This is a genomic window from Bacillus sp. UNC41MFS5 (genome assembly GCF_000686805.1).
Window position 1 is genome coordinate 145,022 of the sequence record NZ_JMLP01000010.1, and the last position, 16,346, is coordinate 161,367.

Sequence of the window (16,346 nt, forward strand, 5' to 3'; positions counted from 1 at the left end):
CTATAAACAAAAAAAATGATAGGAGATTACGATTACAATAAAAAAGAAGAGACGAAATGGTCCCTTCTCTTAATTTTTAATATAGTTAATAATCGTTGACATGGATGCTTTGGCATCCTCGTAGCCTTGATTGTATAGCTCTTCCAGCCTTTGGGGATTCCGTTCCATTCTACCGACCTTCAATGGCTGGGATGGGCGGATAATCAAAACATTTCCCTTTTTCTCTTCCTTCTCAATATATTCGACCGTTTCATTGTATATTTGATATCGATTCCTAAGGGACTGTTGCAAGCCCTTGTATTCGGGGTACTTACGATCGACAAGAAAATGAAACTTCGAGGGCTTTTTCAAATACCCTTCATTTCTTGTAAGAACGACGATATTTTTGGTAAACCCATCCTGTTGTGCTTTCTTGATTGGAATGGGATCACTAATGCCCCCATCCAGTAATATTTTATCTTTAAAACGGACTTCAGGGGCAATAAAAGGAAGTGAGCTTGATGCTCGTATCACCGTTAAAAGGTCATTCCCGTAATCCTTCTTCTTAAAATAAACAGGCTCTCCTGTCATACAATCTGTTGTTCCCACAACAAATTCTGAAGGACTATTATAAAAAACATCATAATGGAATGGGACATGTTTATTTGGAATTTCGTCAAAAATAAAATCCATTCCAAAAAATTGCCGATTTCGAAAATAATTTTTCCATGAAATGTATCTTGGGTCAGAAGCATATTCAATCGTAACAGTTTTATTTCTCCCTTTTTGCTTCGACAAATAGGAGGCAGCATTACATGCACCTGCAGAAACCCCGATTACATAAGGAAAAAATAATTGGGATTCTAAAAAGTATTCAAGAATTCCGGCAGTGTAAACACCTCGCATTCCTCCACCTTCTAGTACCAAACCGACTTGATTTTCCATGTTGCCTCGCCCTTTCATTGTTAACATTAAACTTCCTTGTCATTATAGACCCACTTGATTCTTTTACAAAATAATACGACTTTGTTAAAAATTTTTTTCGGATTGAAACTTCTCCCTAGGCACCTAAATTGTTAAAATTGATAAAATAACTATTATCAATGTGAAGAAAGGTTTTATTATGACAAAAATTCTTTTAAAAAATGCAACGGTATATCCCATTACATCGAAACCCATCCCACATGGAGATGTATTAATTGATGCAGGGAAGATCCTTAAAGTTGGAAAAAATCTTACAACTGATTTAAATGTAAAAATCATCGATTGTGGGAACCAATTTCTTTTTCCTGGCTTTATTGATGTCCATACCCATTTAGGTCTCTATGATGAAGGAACAGGATGGGCTGGGAATGATGCCAATGAAACAGCTGAGGCGCTCACACCGCATATTCGGGCTATTGATGGGGTATATCCTTTGGACCCAGCATTCTCTGATGCAGTTAAAAGCGGTATTACCACTGTTCATGTCATGCCTGGGAGTGCAAATGTCATTGGAGGAACAACCTCTGTCATCAAAACTACCGGCAGAAATATTAAAAAGATGATTTTACAAGAAATCTCAGGCTTAAAAATTGCCTTAGGGGAAAATCCAAAAAGAATTCATAGCCATGGCAACAGCGATTCCATTACACGGATGGGGATTATGGGGATGCTTAGGGAGGCTTTTTACCAAGCAATCCATGCGGATAATCCAGACTTGCCTAGAATCGCACCGATTATCATGGCCCTAAAAAGAGAAATTCCCGTTAGAATCCACGCACATCGTGCTGATGATATTATTTCGGCTCTTCGCTTCGCAGAAGAATTTAATCTTGATTTAAGAATTGAGCATTGTACTGAGGGACATCTTATCGCAAGTGAACTTTCAGGGATAAATTTAAAAGTTTCAGTTGGTCCAACCTTAACACGAAGATCCAAAGTCGAATTGAAGAATAAAACCTGGAAAACCTATCAAGAACTGACGAATCACGGTGTCGAAGTTTCTATTACCACCGATCATCCCTATACACCCATCCAATACTTAAATATTTGTGCGAGCCTTGCTGTCAGGGAAGGTTTACCAGAACAAAAAGCTCTAGAAGGAATTACGATTCTGCCGGCCAAGAACTTAAGAATAGACAGTCAAGTTGGAAGTATCGAGGAGGGCAAGGAAGCCGATTTAGTGCTTTGGAGCCATCATCCTTTCCAATACTTGGCTAAGCCAAAATGGACGATGATTGGCGGCGAAATGGTCTATCAAGAAGCGTAGAATATTGCTGGAATTTGGTAAAAAATATTATCGAAAAATCCACAAAAAACCTATTTATTTTTTAGCTTTTTTCTTGTATCATACTTTTAGTGAAGCCGTTTAAAACCTGAAATCTTTGGAGGTTTACGAACATATTCTTGTTAACAAAAAAATGATATAGGGAAGGCAAATGGTGCGCCACCAGTATTACTGGTTCTAGTGGGTTCGATTCCCACCCCGAAATTTTTTAGTAACTTTATAAAAAATTTCGAGGGTGGACCGGACCGTTTCTTTTGACAGGGGATCGGAATGCCCTAATGGAGGGTTATTCATGCTTAAAAAACGTGATCTTCATGACAGCCACACTTTGTACGAATTAATGACGCATCCTGATGTCTTCCCATTTGTGCGCCAAAAAGCTGATTCCTATGAAGAATTCTTATTTATGACAAAACAAACCATTGAGGCCGAAGACCGCGGGGAGTTAATTTCGCGAACCATTTTTGATGAATGGGGTGCACCTATTGGTACCATTAACCTATTTGATATTGAGGACAACGCCGGGTTTTTAGGAACTTGGCTTGGCAAGCCTTACCACGGCAAAGGTTATAATAGTCCGGCTAAAGATGCCTTTTTTCAAGAACTATTTTATGAATTAGGAATTGAAACCGTCTTTATGAGAATACGGAAGGTTAATATTCGATCAATCAAAGCAGCTGAAAAACTACCTTATGTAATAAAAGCAAATGAAACGAGAAAATCTATATATGAACAATTGAACGCAATTGGTGACGTATATGATTTGTATGAAATACCAAAGGATCAGTACACTTTCTACCTAATGCGAAATGGCACTGTTCAATCCGACGATTCACAATTGTTGGAAGCATAAAAAAGCAATCGGTCTTGTCCGATTGCTTTTTGTTTAGGATTTTTTTCAAAAAATATTATTCCGTTACGTTTTGTTCAATCGTCTCACTCACGTCACTAAGACCCATTTGGAGCAAAAATTCATCTAATTCCTCATTTGTTAATGTTTCAAAGCGGCCATCATGAAAAAATACCTGGGTTTGATTAGGGTTTATTCTGTTCATATTAAAACTCATATTCTTTGCTCCTTTCATAGATGATTGTTATCTATTGTCCACAAAAGGAGCCGTTTTCATTCCAGAAAATCAAATAGTTCAAAAAATTATACTAATTCTTATGTACCTTCCCTAATACATCCAATCCCCCGGTAATAGGAATGATACTACCTGTAATAAAATCTGATTTTTCATCAACCAAGAATGCAATGACTCTGGCTATATCTTCACCTGTTCCATACCTGCCAATCGGGGTATTTCCTTCCATTCCCCTTGCATCATGAATATTACTTTCTTTCCATTGGTTAATGATATCTCCTGGACAAACCATATTTGCCGTAATCCCATATTCAGCTTCCTCTATCGCTATAGTCCTTGTTAGTGAGGCCAAACCTGTCTTTGCTGCAGCAAAGGCTGACCGATATATCCAACCTGGTGAAGTTTCAACGCGATCATACCCGAATGTAATAATTCTCCCCCATTTTTGGTTACGCATGGAAGGGATAACTAGTTTAGTCAAATAAAAAACAGAGCTTAAATTCCCTTGGACTACATAATTCCATTCTTCGAAGGAATAGTCTGCGAGCTTTTTTCGTTCTTGGATGTATGGACCTGCATTATGTACTAAAACGTCCACAGTCTTGTAGACAGCAAGTGTTTCATTAACAATTCGGATACAATCCTTCTCGATTGCCACATCTCCTTGAACAGTAATGTTTTTGGTTCCAAAACATTCAGTCAATTGGTTTGCTAAAGAAATTGCTTCTGTTTCACTATTACGATAGTTTATGGCTAACTGATAACCATTTTCCGCTAGATATAAAGCAGTTTTTTTGCCAATACCAGTTGCTCCCCCCGTAATCAGAGCTGTTTTCTTATTCAAAATCATTACCTCTCTATGTTTAGAATCTCTCTCTTAACTATATGTTAACTAGACATGTTTATACGCAATTTTTGTACATTCAAATTGACTTAGGTTTTAATAACGCATGGGCAAGTGATAGCATATGATACAAATATCTAAGTAACACGGAAAGGATGAGATCATTGTTCCCGTGGAATATATTCCCTTTTGATAAAAATATAAAGGATAAGATGGCAAAAATGAAACCGGAAGAAATTAATAATTATGTTCAGGATGTATTAGGGAAAATCATGCCTGGAAATATGAAAGCCGGAATAAATCCAGAGGAGATGTTCCAGGGATTCCAATCATCATTATCCTCACCTGTATCCAATAGCGATCGATTAAATTCAGCTGCATTTGAGACCCATAATTATGTATATGTTAGAATTTCAATAAAACAGGAGGAATGGATAAAGAAGCTTCGAATTTATTACACATCCAATCAACTCATCGTGGAGCATATCCCTCATCATGAAGATAAACACACGATAACCCTTCCAGCTATTGTAAAAAAGAAAGGGGCATCTGCTACCTTCAAAGATGGCGTGCTTGAAGTTAAAATCCCTAAAAATATTGATATGCAGTATTCACAAATAGACGTTACGGAAATTTAAACAAGCAAAAGCATTTAATTTAAAGGACAGCAAATCTGCTGTCCCTCCTTTATTGCCCATCATTTGATTCCTTCATATTATCCTTATCCATGTTATCCATTGAGTTCTTTGCGTTAGCATCCTCAGGTTCACTTGGGGTTCCGACAACAAATTCTTTTTTAGGCATGTTGTGCATATCTCTTGCAGTAACATGTGAGATGATATAATACGTACCTTCTTGATTAAAAGATTTCTCTAGACGATAGACTCCATTCTCAGAATGTTTTATTTCTACTTTTTCATGGTTGTCATTCTTTGCACGCCAAATCTCAAAGATAACTTCTGCATCATCCACCTGATCTTTTCCTTGGGTAACCTTCGCTTCAAATGTGACCGGCTTGCCCAGTTCACCTGGATTTGGTTTTATGGATAAGATTACTTCAACCATTTGCGGCAGATTATCATCTTGATCTTTTTTATTACAAGACACAACGATATTTAAACATATAACAATCACTAAAAAAACGAAAAACTTTTTCAATGTCTCTCTCCCCTATCCTAATTCTTCCATCACTTTATTGTGAATTTTTATTAACAGTACCTTAGCTTCTAGCGAAACTGTAGAATCACTCACTCTTTTAATGGCAGAAAAATATTTCTCATATTTGTTTTTTCTGATTCTCGGGTGTGAATTTTCATCGAGAAGCTCTCTTTTTATTGCTTCTAGCAATGTCTCCTTACTGCTTTTCCCCATCGTTTCAAGTAACCGATGATTCCAAATCAGCCGATATTTTTCTAATAAATGATCAAATGATATCTTTTCAATTGACAAAAACAATCCCCCCTTTTTGTCTTCACTTGCATTGTTACATATTTACTAACCACATTGCAAAAAATAACTTTTAACAAGATTGAGGAAGGAGAATCCTACTATGTCAACACCTTATAAATGTCCAAATTGCAAGACCAATCGAAGTCGTTTTAATGTGATCCAACAAGTATCTCATTCTGTTAAACTCGACCCACAATCAGGAGCCGTTATCAGAGAGTATGCTGAAAACGATTTAGAGCCCTTTCATCTCCCTTACAATGGCCCCGATTATCGAATACAATGCGGTGCTTGCGGTTTAATTGAAGATGAACGAACCTTTATCAAATTTGGAGAACAGCCGTTATAGCCTCATCATCAAACAAAAACATCCCTAATTGGAGTGTCCAATTTCAGGATGTTTTTGTTTTTGTTTATTAAAGTCCATTTTCCTTTAGAAAATCCTGTGAATCCACTTTCCAAGCGTCCAGAGGTGAAAATCTAATCAGGTGAATGTCTCCCCTAAAGGTTTGTCTGCCTCTATTTTTAATATACCAGTCAATTTCCACAGGTACGTTCAAACTGATTTCTTCCGTTAAATCCTCTGCCGGCAATAGTTCGGTTCGAGAAAGTCTAATATTTTCAACATCGTCTAAAATGGGCTTCCAATTAATTTTTTGCAATGAGGCTAGTGATGTAATTCGGCTGTCCTGCTGCTTAAATCCGGCTACATAGGCATTTATGACTTCATAGGGATTTGCTTTACCTAAATACTGATTTAATTTCCCTGAAGCTTTCAATACCATAAGCATATGCGATAAATCCATTGAGTTCGTACGATGGGTCGTACTGCCATAAAAATGAATACAAAAGTGTCCTGGAAAGTTATTCTGCAGTGCACCTGCACCATGGGGCATCCCATGCATGGAACCTGCAATCCACTGGTCCTTATGAATAACAATAATGGCCCTGCGTTTCCAGCTCCATTCGCCCCCGTATATTCTTTTCATGATTTTCGTATCCTTGGAGGTTAAGGGTTGGACGTCCGCATGGTGGCTCCCCGCCCGTCTTTGCACTTTAAACTTTTTACCCGTTTCTACATCCAAAACAGTAAATTTTGTGTATTTCGGCAGAATTTGATTAACTTCTTTCCAGTTCAACATCTCAATTTTATAACTAATGGTTGTTGCAGCTTTAACCTCTTGACCCAATAGGAGGATATGAATAAATACAAAAAAAATAACTACCCTCTTCATCGCATCCTCCTTTTAAAAAATAAACTTTGCCACATTAAAAGAGTTACCTGAAGAGGAAATAATCATTCATTCAATCCCGGTAATTTTGTTATTTATCAAGATTTTCTAATTGTGTTTTAATTACGTTCCAATCAATATTCTCACCGATAAAGACAAGGTTTAATGGCATATTCATATCCTGTTTCATGTATAATGGCATTCCATAAGAAAATTGAAATAAAAAAGGGAGCTTCGAATAATCAAACTTAAGATAGCCTTTTATACGGTAAATCGTATCAGGCAGCTTTTTCAAAAAATCCTCAAATTCTGTTTGGCTGATTGCTGATTCAAATTGGTAAACAAAGGTCGTTAAATTAAGATGTACAGGTTGTGTCACCTTATCAACTGACACGGAAAGTTTTCTCAACTGGTCGATAGAGACCTGTGAAAAATTAGTAAGAAGGCATCTTGCATTCGGATTTATCGACTGAATTTCAAAAGTGATCTTTGCTTGCTCACTCTCTGTTAATTCATTCAACTTATTAACAAGAATATAGTCCGCATGTCTCACCTGCTCTAGAATCAATTGCTGAAGTTGTGGACTTAATGATTTTCGAACTAACCACCTTGTCCCATCAACGGTGGTGATAATCCCCTTTATGATTAATTTATCTGCAAATAAGGGAGAAAGAATCGCATCTAAAACCTCCACAGGGTGTGCAGCCCCGGTTGTCTCGATATAGATTACTTCTGGTTCTTCCTCTACCAATAGACCTTGCAATTGGGCTTCAAGCTTATCCTGAATGGAACAGCAAATACAACCACCTAGCAGTTCTTTTAAAGTAACATCTTCCTCATCGACTATATCAGAATCAATGGAGACCTTACCTAATTCATTCATCATGACAGCCGTTTTTCTTCCTGTTCGATGTTCATCCTCTAATAATTGTTTGAGAAGGCTGGTTTTCCCGCTCCCTAAAAAACCGGATAAAATATAAACCTCAGCTTTTTTCATCGTCAAATCCCTTCCATTCTTCAGTGATGTTTTCTTAAAAAAATGGACCCAACTTCTAAGGAAGTCGGGTCGCTATCGTTTATTTCATCGTTCCCTTTAATACTTTAATCGCCTCTTGCATTTGTGTATCATTATTTTTAATTTTGTCTCTTAATAAGTCCATTAATTTCAAGGTAGAATCGCCTTTTAGAATTCCATTAACTGGTAGCTTATGAGCTTTTTGGAAAGCAGTGACGGCAGCTTTTGTCTTTTTATCAAAGAATCCGTCTGTCCGACCTGGGTTATATCCAACTGCTTTTAACATTTTCTGTGCAGTTTGTACTTCTGTTCCTGAACTAGATTGTTTTAGTTCCTTATCCGGATTAATGATTGTTAAGGACGCATAATCAGGCAAGGCTACTGCCACATCTGGATTAATCCCCTTTTTATGAATCCAATTTCCGTTTGGTGTTAACCATTTTGCGGTTGTAAATTTAAGATTTGAACCATCCTTAAAGTCAGAAGCCGTTTGCACAGTTCCCTTCCCAAAAGACTTTTCTCCAACTAGTTTTACACCTGCTGATTCTTTCACAGCCCCTGCAAGGATTTCTGATGCACTGGCACTGCCTTTATCAATTAAGACAACTAAAGGAAGATTTGGATTTCCTTCATTTTGCGACGGATACTCTTTAATCTTTCCATTACGATCTTCTACTTTTAATATAAGTTTTCCTTTTGGAACGAACATACTCGAAATCGAGATGGCCTGGTCTAATAGACCTCCTGGATTTTGGCGCAAGTCTAATACGAGACCCTTCATGCCTTTACCATTCAATTCATTGAGTTTTTCTACAAGTTCCTTTGCTGTATTGCTTGAAAAACTGGTAATTTGAACCTTTGCAATACCATCACCAACCATTTCACCATAAACCGTTTCAATCGGAATCTCATCTCTAATAATTGGGACTGTCATTGGTGCATCTGTTCCAGGCCTTTGAATGGACAACTCTACCTTCGTCCCCTTTTTGCCGCGAATCAGGGTTACTGCTTGAGTTGAATTCATGCCTTGGAGGCTTTTTCCATTCACAGACATAATCATATCATTAGGTTTTAAGCCAGCTTTTTCAGCTGGAGAGCCTTTGATTGGAGATACAATAACAATATGCCCATCCTTTTCCTGAATTTCGGCTCCTATACCTTGAAACGAAGAAGAAATACTGCCATGAAAGCTTTCGGCTTCTTCATTGCTCATATAATCTGAATAGGGGTCATCGAGCGACTCCACCATTCCGTTTATTGCCCCATTAATGACCTTTTTTTGATCGATATCTTTGTAATAACCAGTCTTTAATGTGTCAAATGCTTCATAAAGTTTATTAAATTCTGGTCGTTCCGTTCCTACGTTGACTACCTTTTCATCCCCAAACGCAAGTGCAAATGTTGTAATCCCCGCAGAAAGAAACACCACCATAAACAACAGCATGATAAAATGAAATCTCTTTAATCGTATGTATCCAGTTTTGTTTTCGACTGCCTGCTCTTGTTCAATATTGGTATCTTTCACTTTTTCTTGTCCAATTTTCTCATCTTCCAAAGCCTTCACCACTTTCATTCACCATAAAAATTAACTCTTAGTGATTAGAATAACATCTTTTACTTAAAATTAACAAAGAAAAGTTAATGAAATTAATAATATTCACAGGAAACCGATGTTCACAAAAAACGGCACCTACAAAATAGTAAGCGCCGTTCGTACTTATTCTACATCATAGCCTTGGTCTTCGACAGCTTCCTTTAGCTTTGTTACTGGGGCTTTGCTTGAATCATGACCTACCTCCACTTTGCCATCCTTTAGTGAAACATTTACCTCGCTTACCCCTTCAACACCTAGAAGTGCTGTTTTGACTGCTTTTTCGCAATGTCCGCATGTCATTCCTGTTACCTGTAATGTTGTTTTCTCCATATCGAATACCTCACTTTTTATTTATATGTTCTTTCTCTTCAATCGAAGGGAATTAGACACTACTGATACTGAACTAAATGCCATAGCTGCACCAGCAACCCATGGGGCTAACAATCCTAGAGCCGCTATCGGTATTCCCCCTGTATTGTATACAAGAGCCCAGAACAAATTTTGACGAATATTTTGCATCGTTGTTTTACTTAAAGCCATCGCTTTTGGAATCAAGGTTAATTCGCCGCCAAGAATCGTGATATCGGCAGCTTCAATGGCCACATCTGTTCCAGTACCGATTGCAATTCCGATATCAGCAACAGCAAGAGCTGGGGCATCATTAATGCCATCGCCCACCATCGCCACTTTTAGACCTTTTGACTGTAATTCTTTCACATGATTAGCCTTTTCCTCTGGCAATACTTCTGCAATGACATTTGTGATTCCTACTTGATGTGCAATCGCCTTGGCGGTCCGCTCATTATCACCAGTTAACATAAACACATCAATACCTAAATGCAGTAATTGCTGCACGGCTAATTTGGCTGTTTCTTTCACTGTATCAGCTACTGCAACCACACCTACGATAGTAGAATTTATAGCAATAAACATCGCTGTTTTTCCTTCGTTTTCTAAACGAGACAGATCTTTTTCTCCCGTTAAGCTGGCAATATTTTTAAGATTCATTAACTTTCTGGTGCCCACGAATATTTCATCCTCGCCAATTTTCGCTTCAATTCCATACCCTGGCACAGCCTTAAACCGTTTAACAGGGAGAGTACTCGATCTTTTTTCGATCCCATATTTTACAATTGCTTCCGCTAATGGATGTTCCGAAGACTTCTCAGCGGACACAAGGTATTGGAGAACTTTTTTCTCCTCCTCATATGCAATAAAATCAGTAACCATGGGTTGTCCTTTTGTAATTGTGCCCGTTTTATCAAGGATGAGTGCATTGATTTTATGAGCTGTTTCTAAATGTTCTCCGCCTTTAAAGAGAATTCCCATTTCAGCTCCTTTCCCTGTCCCGACCATAATTGATGTCGGCGTTGCAAGGCCGAGAGCACATGGACAGGCAATCACGAGAACAGCAATTGCTGTTTCAAGGGCGGAAGAAAACTCACCAGGGTGGACAAAGAAATACCAAATCAAAAAGGTAATCAACGAAATAGCGACAACAATAGGGACAAAATATCCTGAAATGGTATCAGCGACACGTTGAATGGGCGCTTTGCTGCCTTGCGCTTCTTCGACAATTTTTATTATTCCAGCAAGTGCTGTGTCTTTACCCACTTTCACTGCTTTTATTGTCAAGGTTCCATTTTTATTGATGGTCGAACCTATAACTGTATCCCCTACAGCTTTTTCGACCGGGATCGATTCACCGGTTATCATGGACTCATTAACAGAAGATTGTCCTAAGGTTACTTCACCATCAACGGGAATTTTTTCACCTGGTTTCACCAATAAAAGATCGGAAACCTTCACTTCTTCTATAGGGATTTGCCATTGCTTTCCATCTCTGATTACTGTTGCTTCCTTTGCTTGGAGACTTAGCAATTTAGAAATAGCAATCGTGGTTTTCCCCTTTGCTATCGTTTCAAATAACTTCCCCAAAAGAATTAAAGTAATCAGCACAGCGCTAGTTTCAAAATAAAGATGCGGCATATAGGCCCGGTTTCCAATTGTTTTCACTCCTTCAGCAAGGCTATAAAAATAGGCCGCAGAAGTTCCTAGGGTCACAAGAACATCCATATTAGCACTTTTGTTTTTTAATGCTTTAAAAGTACCTACATAAAATTGCCCGCCAATATAAAATTGCACAGGAGTTGCCAAAAGCAATTGAAACCATGGATTCATCAATAGGTGTGGCATTGCCAATCCTAGATCCACTGGAATGTGCGCAAGCATCGTATATAAAAGTGGAATAGATAGAATGACCGAGAGTAGAAACTTCTGTTTTTTCCTCTGTAATTCCTCTTCTTTATATTGCTGCTTTTGTTCCGCTTCATCAAATCGTGCACCATAGCCAAGTTTTTCTATTTTAGCAATGATATCATTACTTGAAACTTGTTCAGTATTAAAAGAAATAGCTGCAGTCTCCATGGCCAAATTGACATTTGCTTGTACACCGTCCATTTTATTTAGGACCTTTTCAATTCTGGTAGAACAGGCCGCGCATGTCATTCCAGTAATATCTAATTTGAGCTGCTCTTTCATTTTAATCACCTCTATTACTATATACTATACCCCCGGAGTGTATATTTCGTCAAAGGAATAATTTCAAAATCATACTATTTTAAATTTAAGCCTAATCTAAACGCCTTTCGATGATATTTGTCACAGAGAAGTTTATTTTTTATTAATTCTCCATTTTGGTGGTGAGTTCCTGTTATCTAAATAAATTTAAAGCCTCATCCTATATGGAAGAGGCTTGTGGTGATTATTCCTTTATAGCTGCTTCTAATGCAACTTCAATCATATCGTTAAAAGTTAGTTGTCTTTCTTCGGATGTGGTTTCTTCCCCTGTTAGAATGTGATCACTGACAGTTAGAACTGAGAGTGCTTTACGGTCAAATTTAGCGGCCAAAGTATAAAGTGCAGTCGTTTCCATTTCAATCGCAAGAATTTGGTACTTAGCCCATTTTTCCAACTCTGCATTATCATTGTAAAACGAATCTGCTGTAAAAATATTTCCTACTTTCAAGTTAAGCCCTTTTGCCACCCCAGCATCATATGCCTTCCGAAGTAAATCAAAGTTTGCAGTTGGGGCAAAATCGACATGACCAAAGGTAAGTCGATTCATATTTGAATCGGTAGAGCTGGTCATAGCTAGAATGACATCACGAACCTTTACATCTTTTTGAATAGCTCCACATGTTCCTACCCGAATTAGATTTTGGACATTATAGCTTTGCATCAATTCATTTATATAAATTGAGATGGAGGGTACGCCCATTCCAGTTCCTTGAACAGAAATCCGTTTTCCTTTATAGGTCCCTGTAAAACCAAACATATTCCGGACTTCATTGTAACATTTTGCATCTTCTAAAAAGGTTTCAGCAATATATTTTGCCCGAAGCGGATCTCCTGGCAGTAATACTGTCTCTGCTATTTCGTTTTCTTTTGCACCGATATGTACACTCATTTAAAAATCCTCCAATCAAGAACTGCGAACAGTTTTTAATGATTAAAACTGTGTCAAGGACAATATATCATAAACATTTTCCAATGAGAAACTCTGCAATGAAATAGACATGAATTTTTTAATTTGTGGGAAGCTATTTTTAGATTGGAGGGAGATTATCCATGGGTAAAAAACATCGAAGCCGTACTAATTCACCGAAGAAAAATAACCATATTCCTGCTGAGGCAATCGTAGCTGAACATGAAGCACATGCAAAAGAGCACAATGCAACAGGCGGACGAAAACATTAAGAAAAGCGCTATCATCCGTTTAGCGCCGGAAAATAAACCTAAGGAATTGTCCTTAGGTTTTTTTAGAGTTATAGGAGAACGATTCTGTTTATAGGAAACCATCCACCAGGTTTTAATTGATAATAATGCTGGCCGCCACGGCCTTCATCAATTAAAACAATATCTCCAGTGGAGAGAAATCTTCCCTTATAGTTTGCAGGAATTCTATCGGTCACATTAAAGCGGCTGAAGGTTTCCTCTAAGCATTGTTTACGGGTGGATGCTGGAACCATGGTACGATAAACCTCTTTATGCCCCTTATGTTCACGATACCTTGGAGTTTGAAAGATCGTTACATCATATTGCAATCTAGCTCGTTTAGTTAATACTTTGATCATCATGAACCTCCAATTATTAGAATTTAATGTCTATTCTAATAATTAGCGATAGCGACTGTCGATTCCTCCATAGAACGCCCAATTTTTTTGTCGAATAACACTTTTTTTATCCAGACAGGATGATTCTTGTGAAAATTTAGCGAATAAAGTTGGAACATAAGAAAAGCGCAAGCGCCCTGGTCAGCGGCGTATGGCCTCCTCGAAAGAGCTAACGCTCTTTCTTCGTGCGATGCTTATGCTGCCGAAGCCTTCCTTGTGGAGCGCTCCAACTGAGATAAAGGAAACACGAAGAGCCGGAGGCGCATTCGTGCTTGACTTATCGTAGGGCGGAGAGCGAAGGACACTAGCCGCTAGGGCGCTGGAGCTAGACCGTAATCTAAGTTCAAAAACTTATCATTAAATAAAAAAATAGGACCATATGGCCCTATTTCCCTCGGTTTTATGAATATCGTTGAATAACACTTTGAATTTTTTGTTGTAAATAAGGAATATCTGCATTTGATACTGACAAGCGCACATTGGTCTCATCTGTCCCTAAGGCTTCCGAGAACAAGCCGGATAACCCTCTTGCTCGCCTATCTACTTGAAACATGATATCGAGGCTTCCATTCCCTGATGGAAAGAAAACAACTTCTAATTCATCTAGTTTGCCCCGAAACAATCCTGAAGTTGGGACGAATTCGAATTCTTGAACAAATGGTAATCTCCCTCGTAATCGCCGCGGTGCTTCTTCACAATCGGCCTCTCGAATACTAAAACCTAACTGATCAATGGCAGTAAACACAGCAGACATCAATGGGTTGGGAACAACTTTAAGATAATCTTTATCACTTGGGTCGACACCGCCTTTAATATCAAGGCCTGTTGTTACCCAAACTTTTGACCTTCCAATGGAAAGTGGTGTATCAAACGGAAGTTGAAAGGCAAACGGAATGTCTTTTTTCTCATTCGGACGAATAACAAAAGGAGTAGTCAATCTAAACTTGTCAATAGCGGCAGTGACAGTATATTTTTTGTCATCTGATTCTCTTAAATAAGTGGTATTTAGAGTAAGATAAATCTCATCCACCTGCTGCTCCACCTTGCCGCCTTTAATCTCAACTACACCATTAACTGTCTCTCCTGGCATATACGTATCTTTTTCAAGCTTTGTGTCTACAGCTGCAGACCCAATTCCTACACTGGCAAATACTTTGTTAAAAAAAGACATCGTTCTTCCTCCTAGATTAAGTATAAATTTATTATTTCAGCTCTTATTTGGGCACAGTTCTCATATGCAGGTTCGATTTGCAAGAGCCTTCTAATTATGTGTTTCGCCTGGTTCGAGATTTTCAGTTCCTCTTCCCAGCTTTTTTCATGTATGTCTTTTGAAAAAGTAAAATTAGAATACAGCAAAAACAAAAGGAAATGTCCAAGTCCATAGAAATCCGCTTGGAAATTTATTTCTTTACGCAAATGATTTTCCTTTGTATTTACTACGTCATTTTCCTGATGGAAATGTCTACCCAACCCTAAATCGATCAGCCTTATGTTTGAACCATCGGTAATGACATTGGGAATGCGAATGTCTCGATGGACTATTTTACGGTTGTGCAAATATTCTAGTGGTGTAAGTAATTCATGGACAATTTGAAAGGCCTCTTTTTCTGAGATTTTCCTTCCTTCTGAAAAAATGAGTTGTTCGAAATTCATGCCCGCAATAAATTCCATGGTGTAGAAGGGAATGTTGTTATAGTTTCCCTCCTCAAAATACCTTGGAAAACTTGGATGATTAATCGAATCTAACAGTTCTTTTTCTAATTCAAAACTTCCTCTCCCAGATGGGGTCAATCTTTTATGGAGACGCAAGGCTTTTAGAACCTTCTTCTGCCCACTTTCCAAATCATACACTAAATAACTATGACCATAACCACCTGCTCCGAGATGGGTGATCACCCGGTATCGCTCAGCGATTAGTTCATCTTTGGGAAAGGGTTTTTCTAATAAATTTGATATGAGTAAAGCGATTTTCTTCATCATGAATAAAACACCGATTACGTTTAGCTGCTAAAAAAACTACTACTTTTATATTTCTTTTTATAATAATTGTGTCCTAGGTTGTTTTGCTTATAATGATTCCTTTTCTTCCAGGCATCACTTGAGGAACTATACTTGTGATGTGACTTGCTTCCAAAAATCATTTTAAGGATTTTTTTAAACAACTCATTCCCCTCCTCTTCTTCGTAAATAGTTATACGTATCCCCAACGGAAAGGTTTCATGATCTGTATCTTTTATTTAAATAAGTATCACAGATAGGTCTACACACACAACAAAAAGCGAGCATTGAATGCTCGTCTTTCGCATTAATCTATGATAAAGGAAAACTTCTTTTCCTCTTTTTTATTCTTCATCTTCTTCTTCGTCGATAATACTCTTCTCAATTAGATATTCGAAGGTGATGTCTGCAATTTCTTCTAGCTCTTCTTCGCTAGGAACGTATCCCCTTTTTACAAGCTCATGAAAGAAAAATTCGGCAATCTCTTCGGTATCAATAAAAACTTCAATTTCTCTCATAGCATCGCCTCCCTTTTTAGAGAATGTATGATGTACATGGCTTTTTCATGCTAGTTACTTTATGGAGCAAACGGAATATCCATTGGTTGTGAACAAATATCTAAAATAAACTTGGAAAATTAAGCAGGAGATGATGTCTTTTTTGGATTGGACAAGCATAGGATGAATGAAAAGAACTTTCCAAGGAGTGA

The 16,346-nt window shown here is 37.9% G+C and carries 21 protein-coding genes; 6 read left to right on the forward strand and 15 right to left on the reverse strand.

Annotated elements, in window-relative coordinates; genetic code table 11:
* Window positions 1-69: 69 nt before the first annotated feature.
* Window positions 70-924 carry a patatin-like phospholipase family protein gene (locus BR30_RS0103490; RefSeq protein WP_026563787.1) on the reverse strand — a complete coding sequence of 285 codons (855 nt, stop codon included), beginning with the start codon at window positions 922-924 and terminating at the stop codon, window positions 70-72.
* Between the two features lie 178 nt (window positions 925-1,102).
* On the opposite strand from BR30_RS0103490, the gene BR30_RS0103495 reads away from it, so the two are divergent.
* Complete coding sequence (locus BR30_RS0103495) at window positions 1,103-2,230, forward strand: amidohydrolase (protein WP_026563788.1); 1,128 nt, start codon at window positions 1,103-1,105, stop codon at window positions 2,228-2,230.
* Window positions 2,231-2,540: 310 nt separating this feature from the next.
* Window positions 2,541-3,101, forward strand: a complete 561-nt coding sequence (locus tag BR30_RS0103500) for a GNAT family N-acetyltransferase (RefSeq protein ID WP_026563789.1) — start codon at window positions 2,541-2,543, stop codon at window positions 3,099-3,101.
* 55 nt (window positions 3,102-3,156) lie between these two features.
* Here the strand turns inward: BR30_RS0103500 and BR30_RS37240 are convergent, their stop codons facing one another.
* Both BR30_RS37240 and BR30_RS0103510 read right to left on the reverse strand, forming a co-directional pair.
* Window positions 3,157-3,315 carry a hypothetical protein gene (locus tag BR30_RS37240; protein ID WP_197032286.1) on the reverse strand — a complete coding sequence of 53 codons (159 nt, stop codon included), beginning with the start codon at window positions 3,313-3,315 and terminating at the stop codon, window positions 3,157-3,159.
* 91 nt (window positions 3,316-3,406) lie between these two features.
* Window positions 3,407-4,177: an SDR family oxidoreductase gene (locus BR30_RS0103510; protein WP_026563790.1), complete on the reverse strand. Its 771-nt coding sequence runs from the start codon at window positions 4,175-4,177 to the stop codon at window positions 3,407-3,409.
* Between the two features lie 212 nt (window positions 4,178-4,389).
* Between BR30_RS0103510 and BR30_RS0103515 the strand changes: the two genes are divergently transcribed.
* Window positions 4,390-4,815 carry an Hsp20/alpha crystallin family protein gene (locus BR30_RS0103515; protein WP_231507619.1) on the forward strand — a complete coding sequence of 142 codons (426 nt, stop codon included), beginning with the start codon at window positions 4,390-4,392 and terminating at the stop codon, window positions 4,813-4,815.
* A gap of 49 nt (window positions 4,816-4,864) precedes the next feature.
* Here the strand turns inward: BR30_RS0103515 and BR30_RS0103520 are convergent, their stop codons facing one another.
* Both BR30_RS0103520 and BR30_RS0103525 read right to left on the reverse strand, forming a co-directional pair.
* On the reverse strand, window positions 4,865-5,335 hold the full coding sequence (locus BR30_RS0103520; protein WP_026563792.1) for a FixH family protein: 471 nt from the start codon (window positions 5,333-5,335) through the stop codon (window positions 4,865-4,867).
* A 12-nt stretch (window positions 5,336-5,347) separates the two neighbouring features.
* Window positions 5,348-5,626 (reverse strand): hypothetical protein, encoded by a 279-nt coding sequence (locus BR30_RS0103525; RefSeq protein WP_026563793.1) that lies wholly within the window; start codon window positions 5,624-5,626, stop codon window positions 5,348-5,350.
* A gap of 100 nt (window positions 5,627-5,726) precedes the next feature.
* On the opposite strand from BR30_RS0103525, the gene BR30_RS0103530 reads away from it, so the two are divergent.
* Complete coding sequence (locus tag BR30_RS0103530; protein ID WP_026563794.1) at window positions 5,727-5,972, forward strand: hypothetical protein; 246 nt, start codon at window positions 5,727-5,729, stop codon at window positions 5,970-5,972.
* A 67-nt stretch (window positions 5,973-6,039) separates the two neighbouring features.
* Here BR30_RS0103530 and BR30_RS0103535 read toward each other — a convergent pair whose 3' ends face one another.
* The 6 genes from BR30_RS0103535 to deoD all read right to left on the reverse strand — a co-directional run bounded on the left by BR30_RS0103535 (window position 6,040) and on the right by deoD (window position 12,933).
* Window positions 6,040-6,858, reverse strand: coding sequence for a hypothetical protein (locus BR30_RS0103535; protein ID WP_026563795.1), 819 nt, complete (start codon window positions 6,856-6,858; stop codon window positions 6,040-6,042).
* A gap of 88 nt (window positions 6,859-6,946) precedes the next feature.
* Window positions 6,947-7,852 (reverse strand): CobW family GTP-binding protein, encoded by a 906-nt coding sequence (locus tag BR30_RS0103540; RefSeq protein ID WP_026563796.1) that lies wholly within the window; start codon window positions 7,850-7,852, stop codon window positions 6,947-6,949.
* 79 nt (window positions 7,853-7,931) lie between these two features.
* A complete protein-coding gene (locus tag BR30_RS0103545; RefSeq protein WP_026563797.1) occupies window positions 7,932-9,443 on the reverse strand; it encodes a lmo1851 family serine protease in 1,512 nt (503 codons plus the stop codon).
* 144 nt (window positions 9,444-9,587) lie between these two features.
* Window positions 9,588-9,794, reverse strand: a complete 207-nt coding sequence (gene copZ / locus BR30_RS0103550; RefSeq protein WP_026563798.1) for a copper chaperone CopZ — start codon at window positions 9,792-9,794, stop codon at window positions 9,588-9,590.
* Between the two features lie 21 nt (window positions 9,795-9,815).
* Complete coding sequence (locus BR30_RS0103555; RefSeq protein ID WP_026563799.1) at window positions 9,816-12,005, reverse strand: heavy metal translocating P-type ATPase; 2,190 nt, start codon at window positions 12,003-12,005, stop codon at window positions 9,816-9,818.
* Window positions 12,006-12,228: 223 nt separating this feature from the next.
* Entirely contained in the window at window positions 12,229-12,933 is a 705-nt protein-coding gene (deoD, locus tag BR30_RS0103560; protein WP_026563800.1) for a purine-nucleoside phosphorylase, read from the reverse strand.
* A 161-nt stretch (window positions 12,934-13,094) separates the two neighbouring features.
* On the opposite strand from deoD, the gene BR30_RS38360 reads away from it, so the two are divergent.
* The gene (locus BR30_RS38360; RefSeq protein WP_088088665.1) at window positions 13,095-13,223 is read left to right on the forward strand and encodes a hypothetical protein; all 129 of its coding nucleotides are present in this window, start codon (window positions 13,095-13,097) and stop codon (window positions 13,221-13,223) included.
* 68 nt (window positions 13,224-13,291) lie between these two features.
* Here BR30_RS38360 and BR30_RS0103570 read toward each other — a convergent pair whose 3' ends face one another.
* Entirely contained in the window at window positions 13,292-13,603 is a 312-nt protein-coding gene (locus tag BR30_RS0103570; protein ID WP_026563801.1) for a YodL domain-containing protein, read from the reverse strand.
* A gap of 187 nt (window positions 13,604-13,790) precedes the next feature.
* On the opposite strand from BR30_RS0103570, the gene BR30_RS38365 reads away from it, so the two are divergent.
* Window positions 13,791-13,925: a hypothetical protein gene (locus BR30_RS38365; protein WP_269320596.1), complete on the forward strand. Its 135-nt coding sequence runs from the start codon at window positions 13,791-13,793 to the stop codon at window positions 13,923-13,925.
* A gap of 114 nt (window positions 13,926-14,039) precedes the next feature.
* Here the strand turns inward: BR30_RS38365 and BR30_RS0103575 are convergent, their stop codons facing one another.
* From BR30_RS0103575 to BR30_RS35635, 3 genes are all read right to left on the reverse strand, one after another.
* Window positions 14,040-14,810 carry a sporulation protein gene (locus BR30_RS0103575; RefSeq protein ID WP_026563802.1) on the reverse strand — a complete coding sequence of 257 codons (771 nt, stop codon included), beginning with the start codon at window positions 14,808-14,810 and terminating at the stop codon, window positions 14,040-14,042.
* Between the two features lie 11 nt (window positions 14,811-14,821).
* Window positions 14,822-15,619 (reverse strand): serine/threonine protein kinase, encoded by a 798-nt coding sequence (locus tag BR30_RS0103580; protein WP_051633448.1) that lies wholly within the window; start codon window positions 15,617-15,619, stop codon window positions 14,822-14,824.
* Window positions 15,620-15,981: 362 nt separating this feature from the next.
* Window positions 15,982-16,155, reverse strand: a complete 174-nt coding sequence (locus tag BR30_RS35635; protein ID WP_081825338.1) for a YozD family protein — start codon at window positions 16,153-16,155, stop codon at window positions 15,982-15,984.
* Window positions 16,156-16,346: the final 191 nt, after the last annotated feature.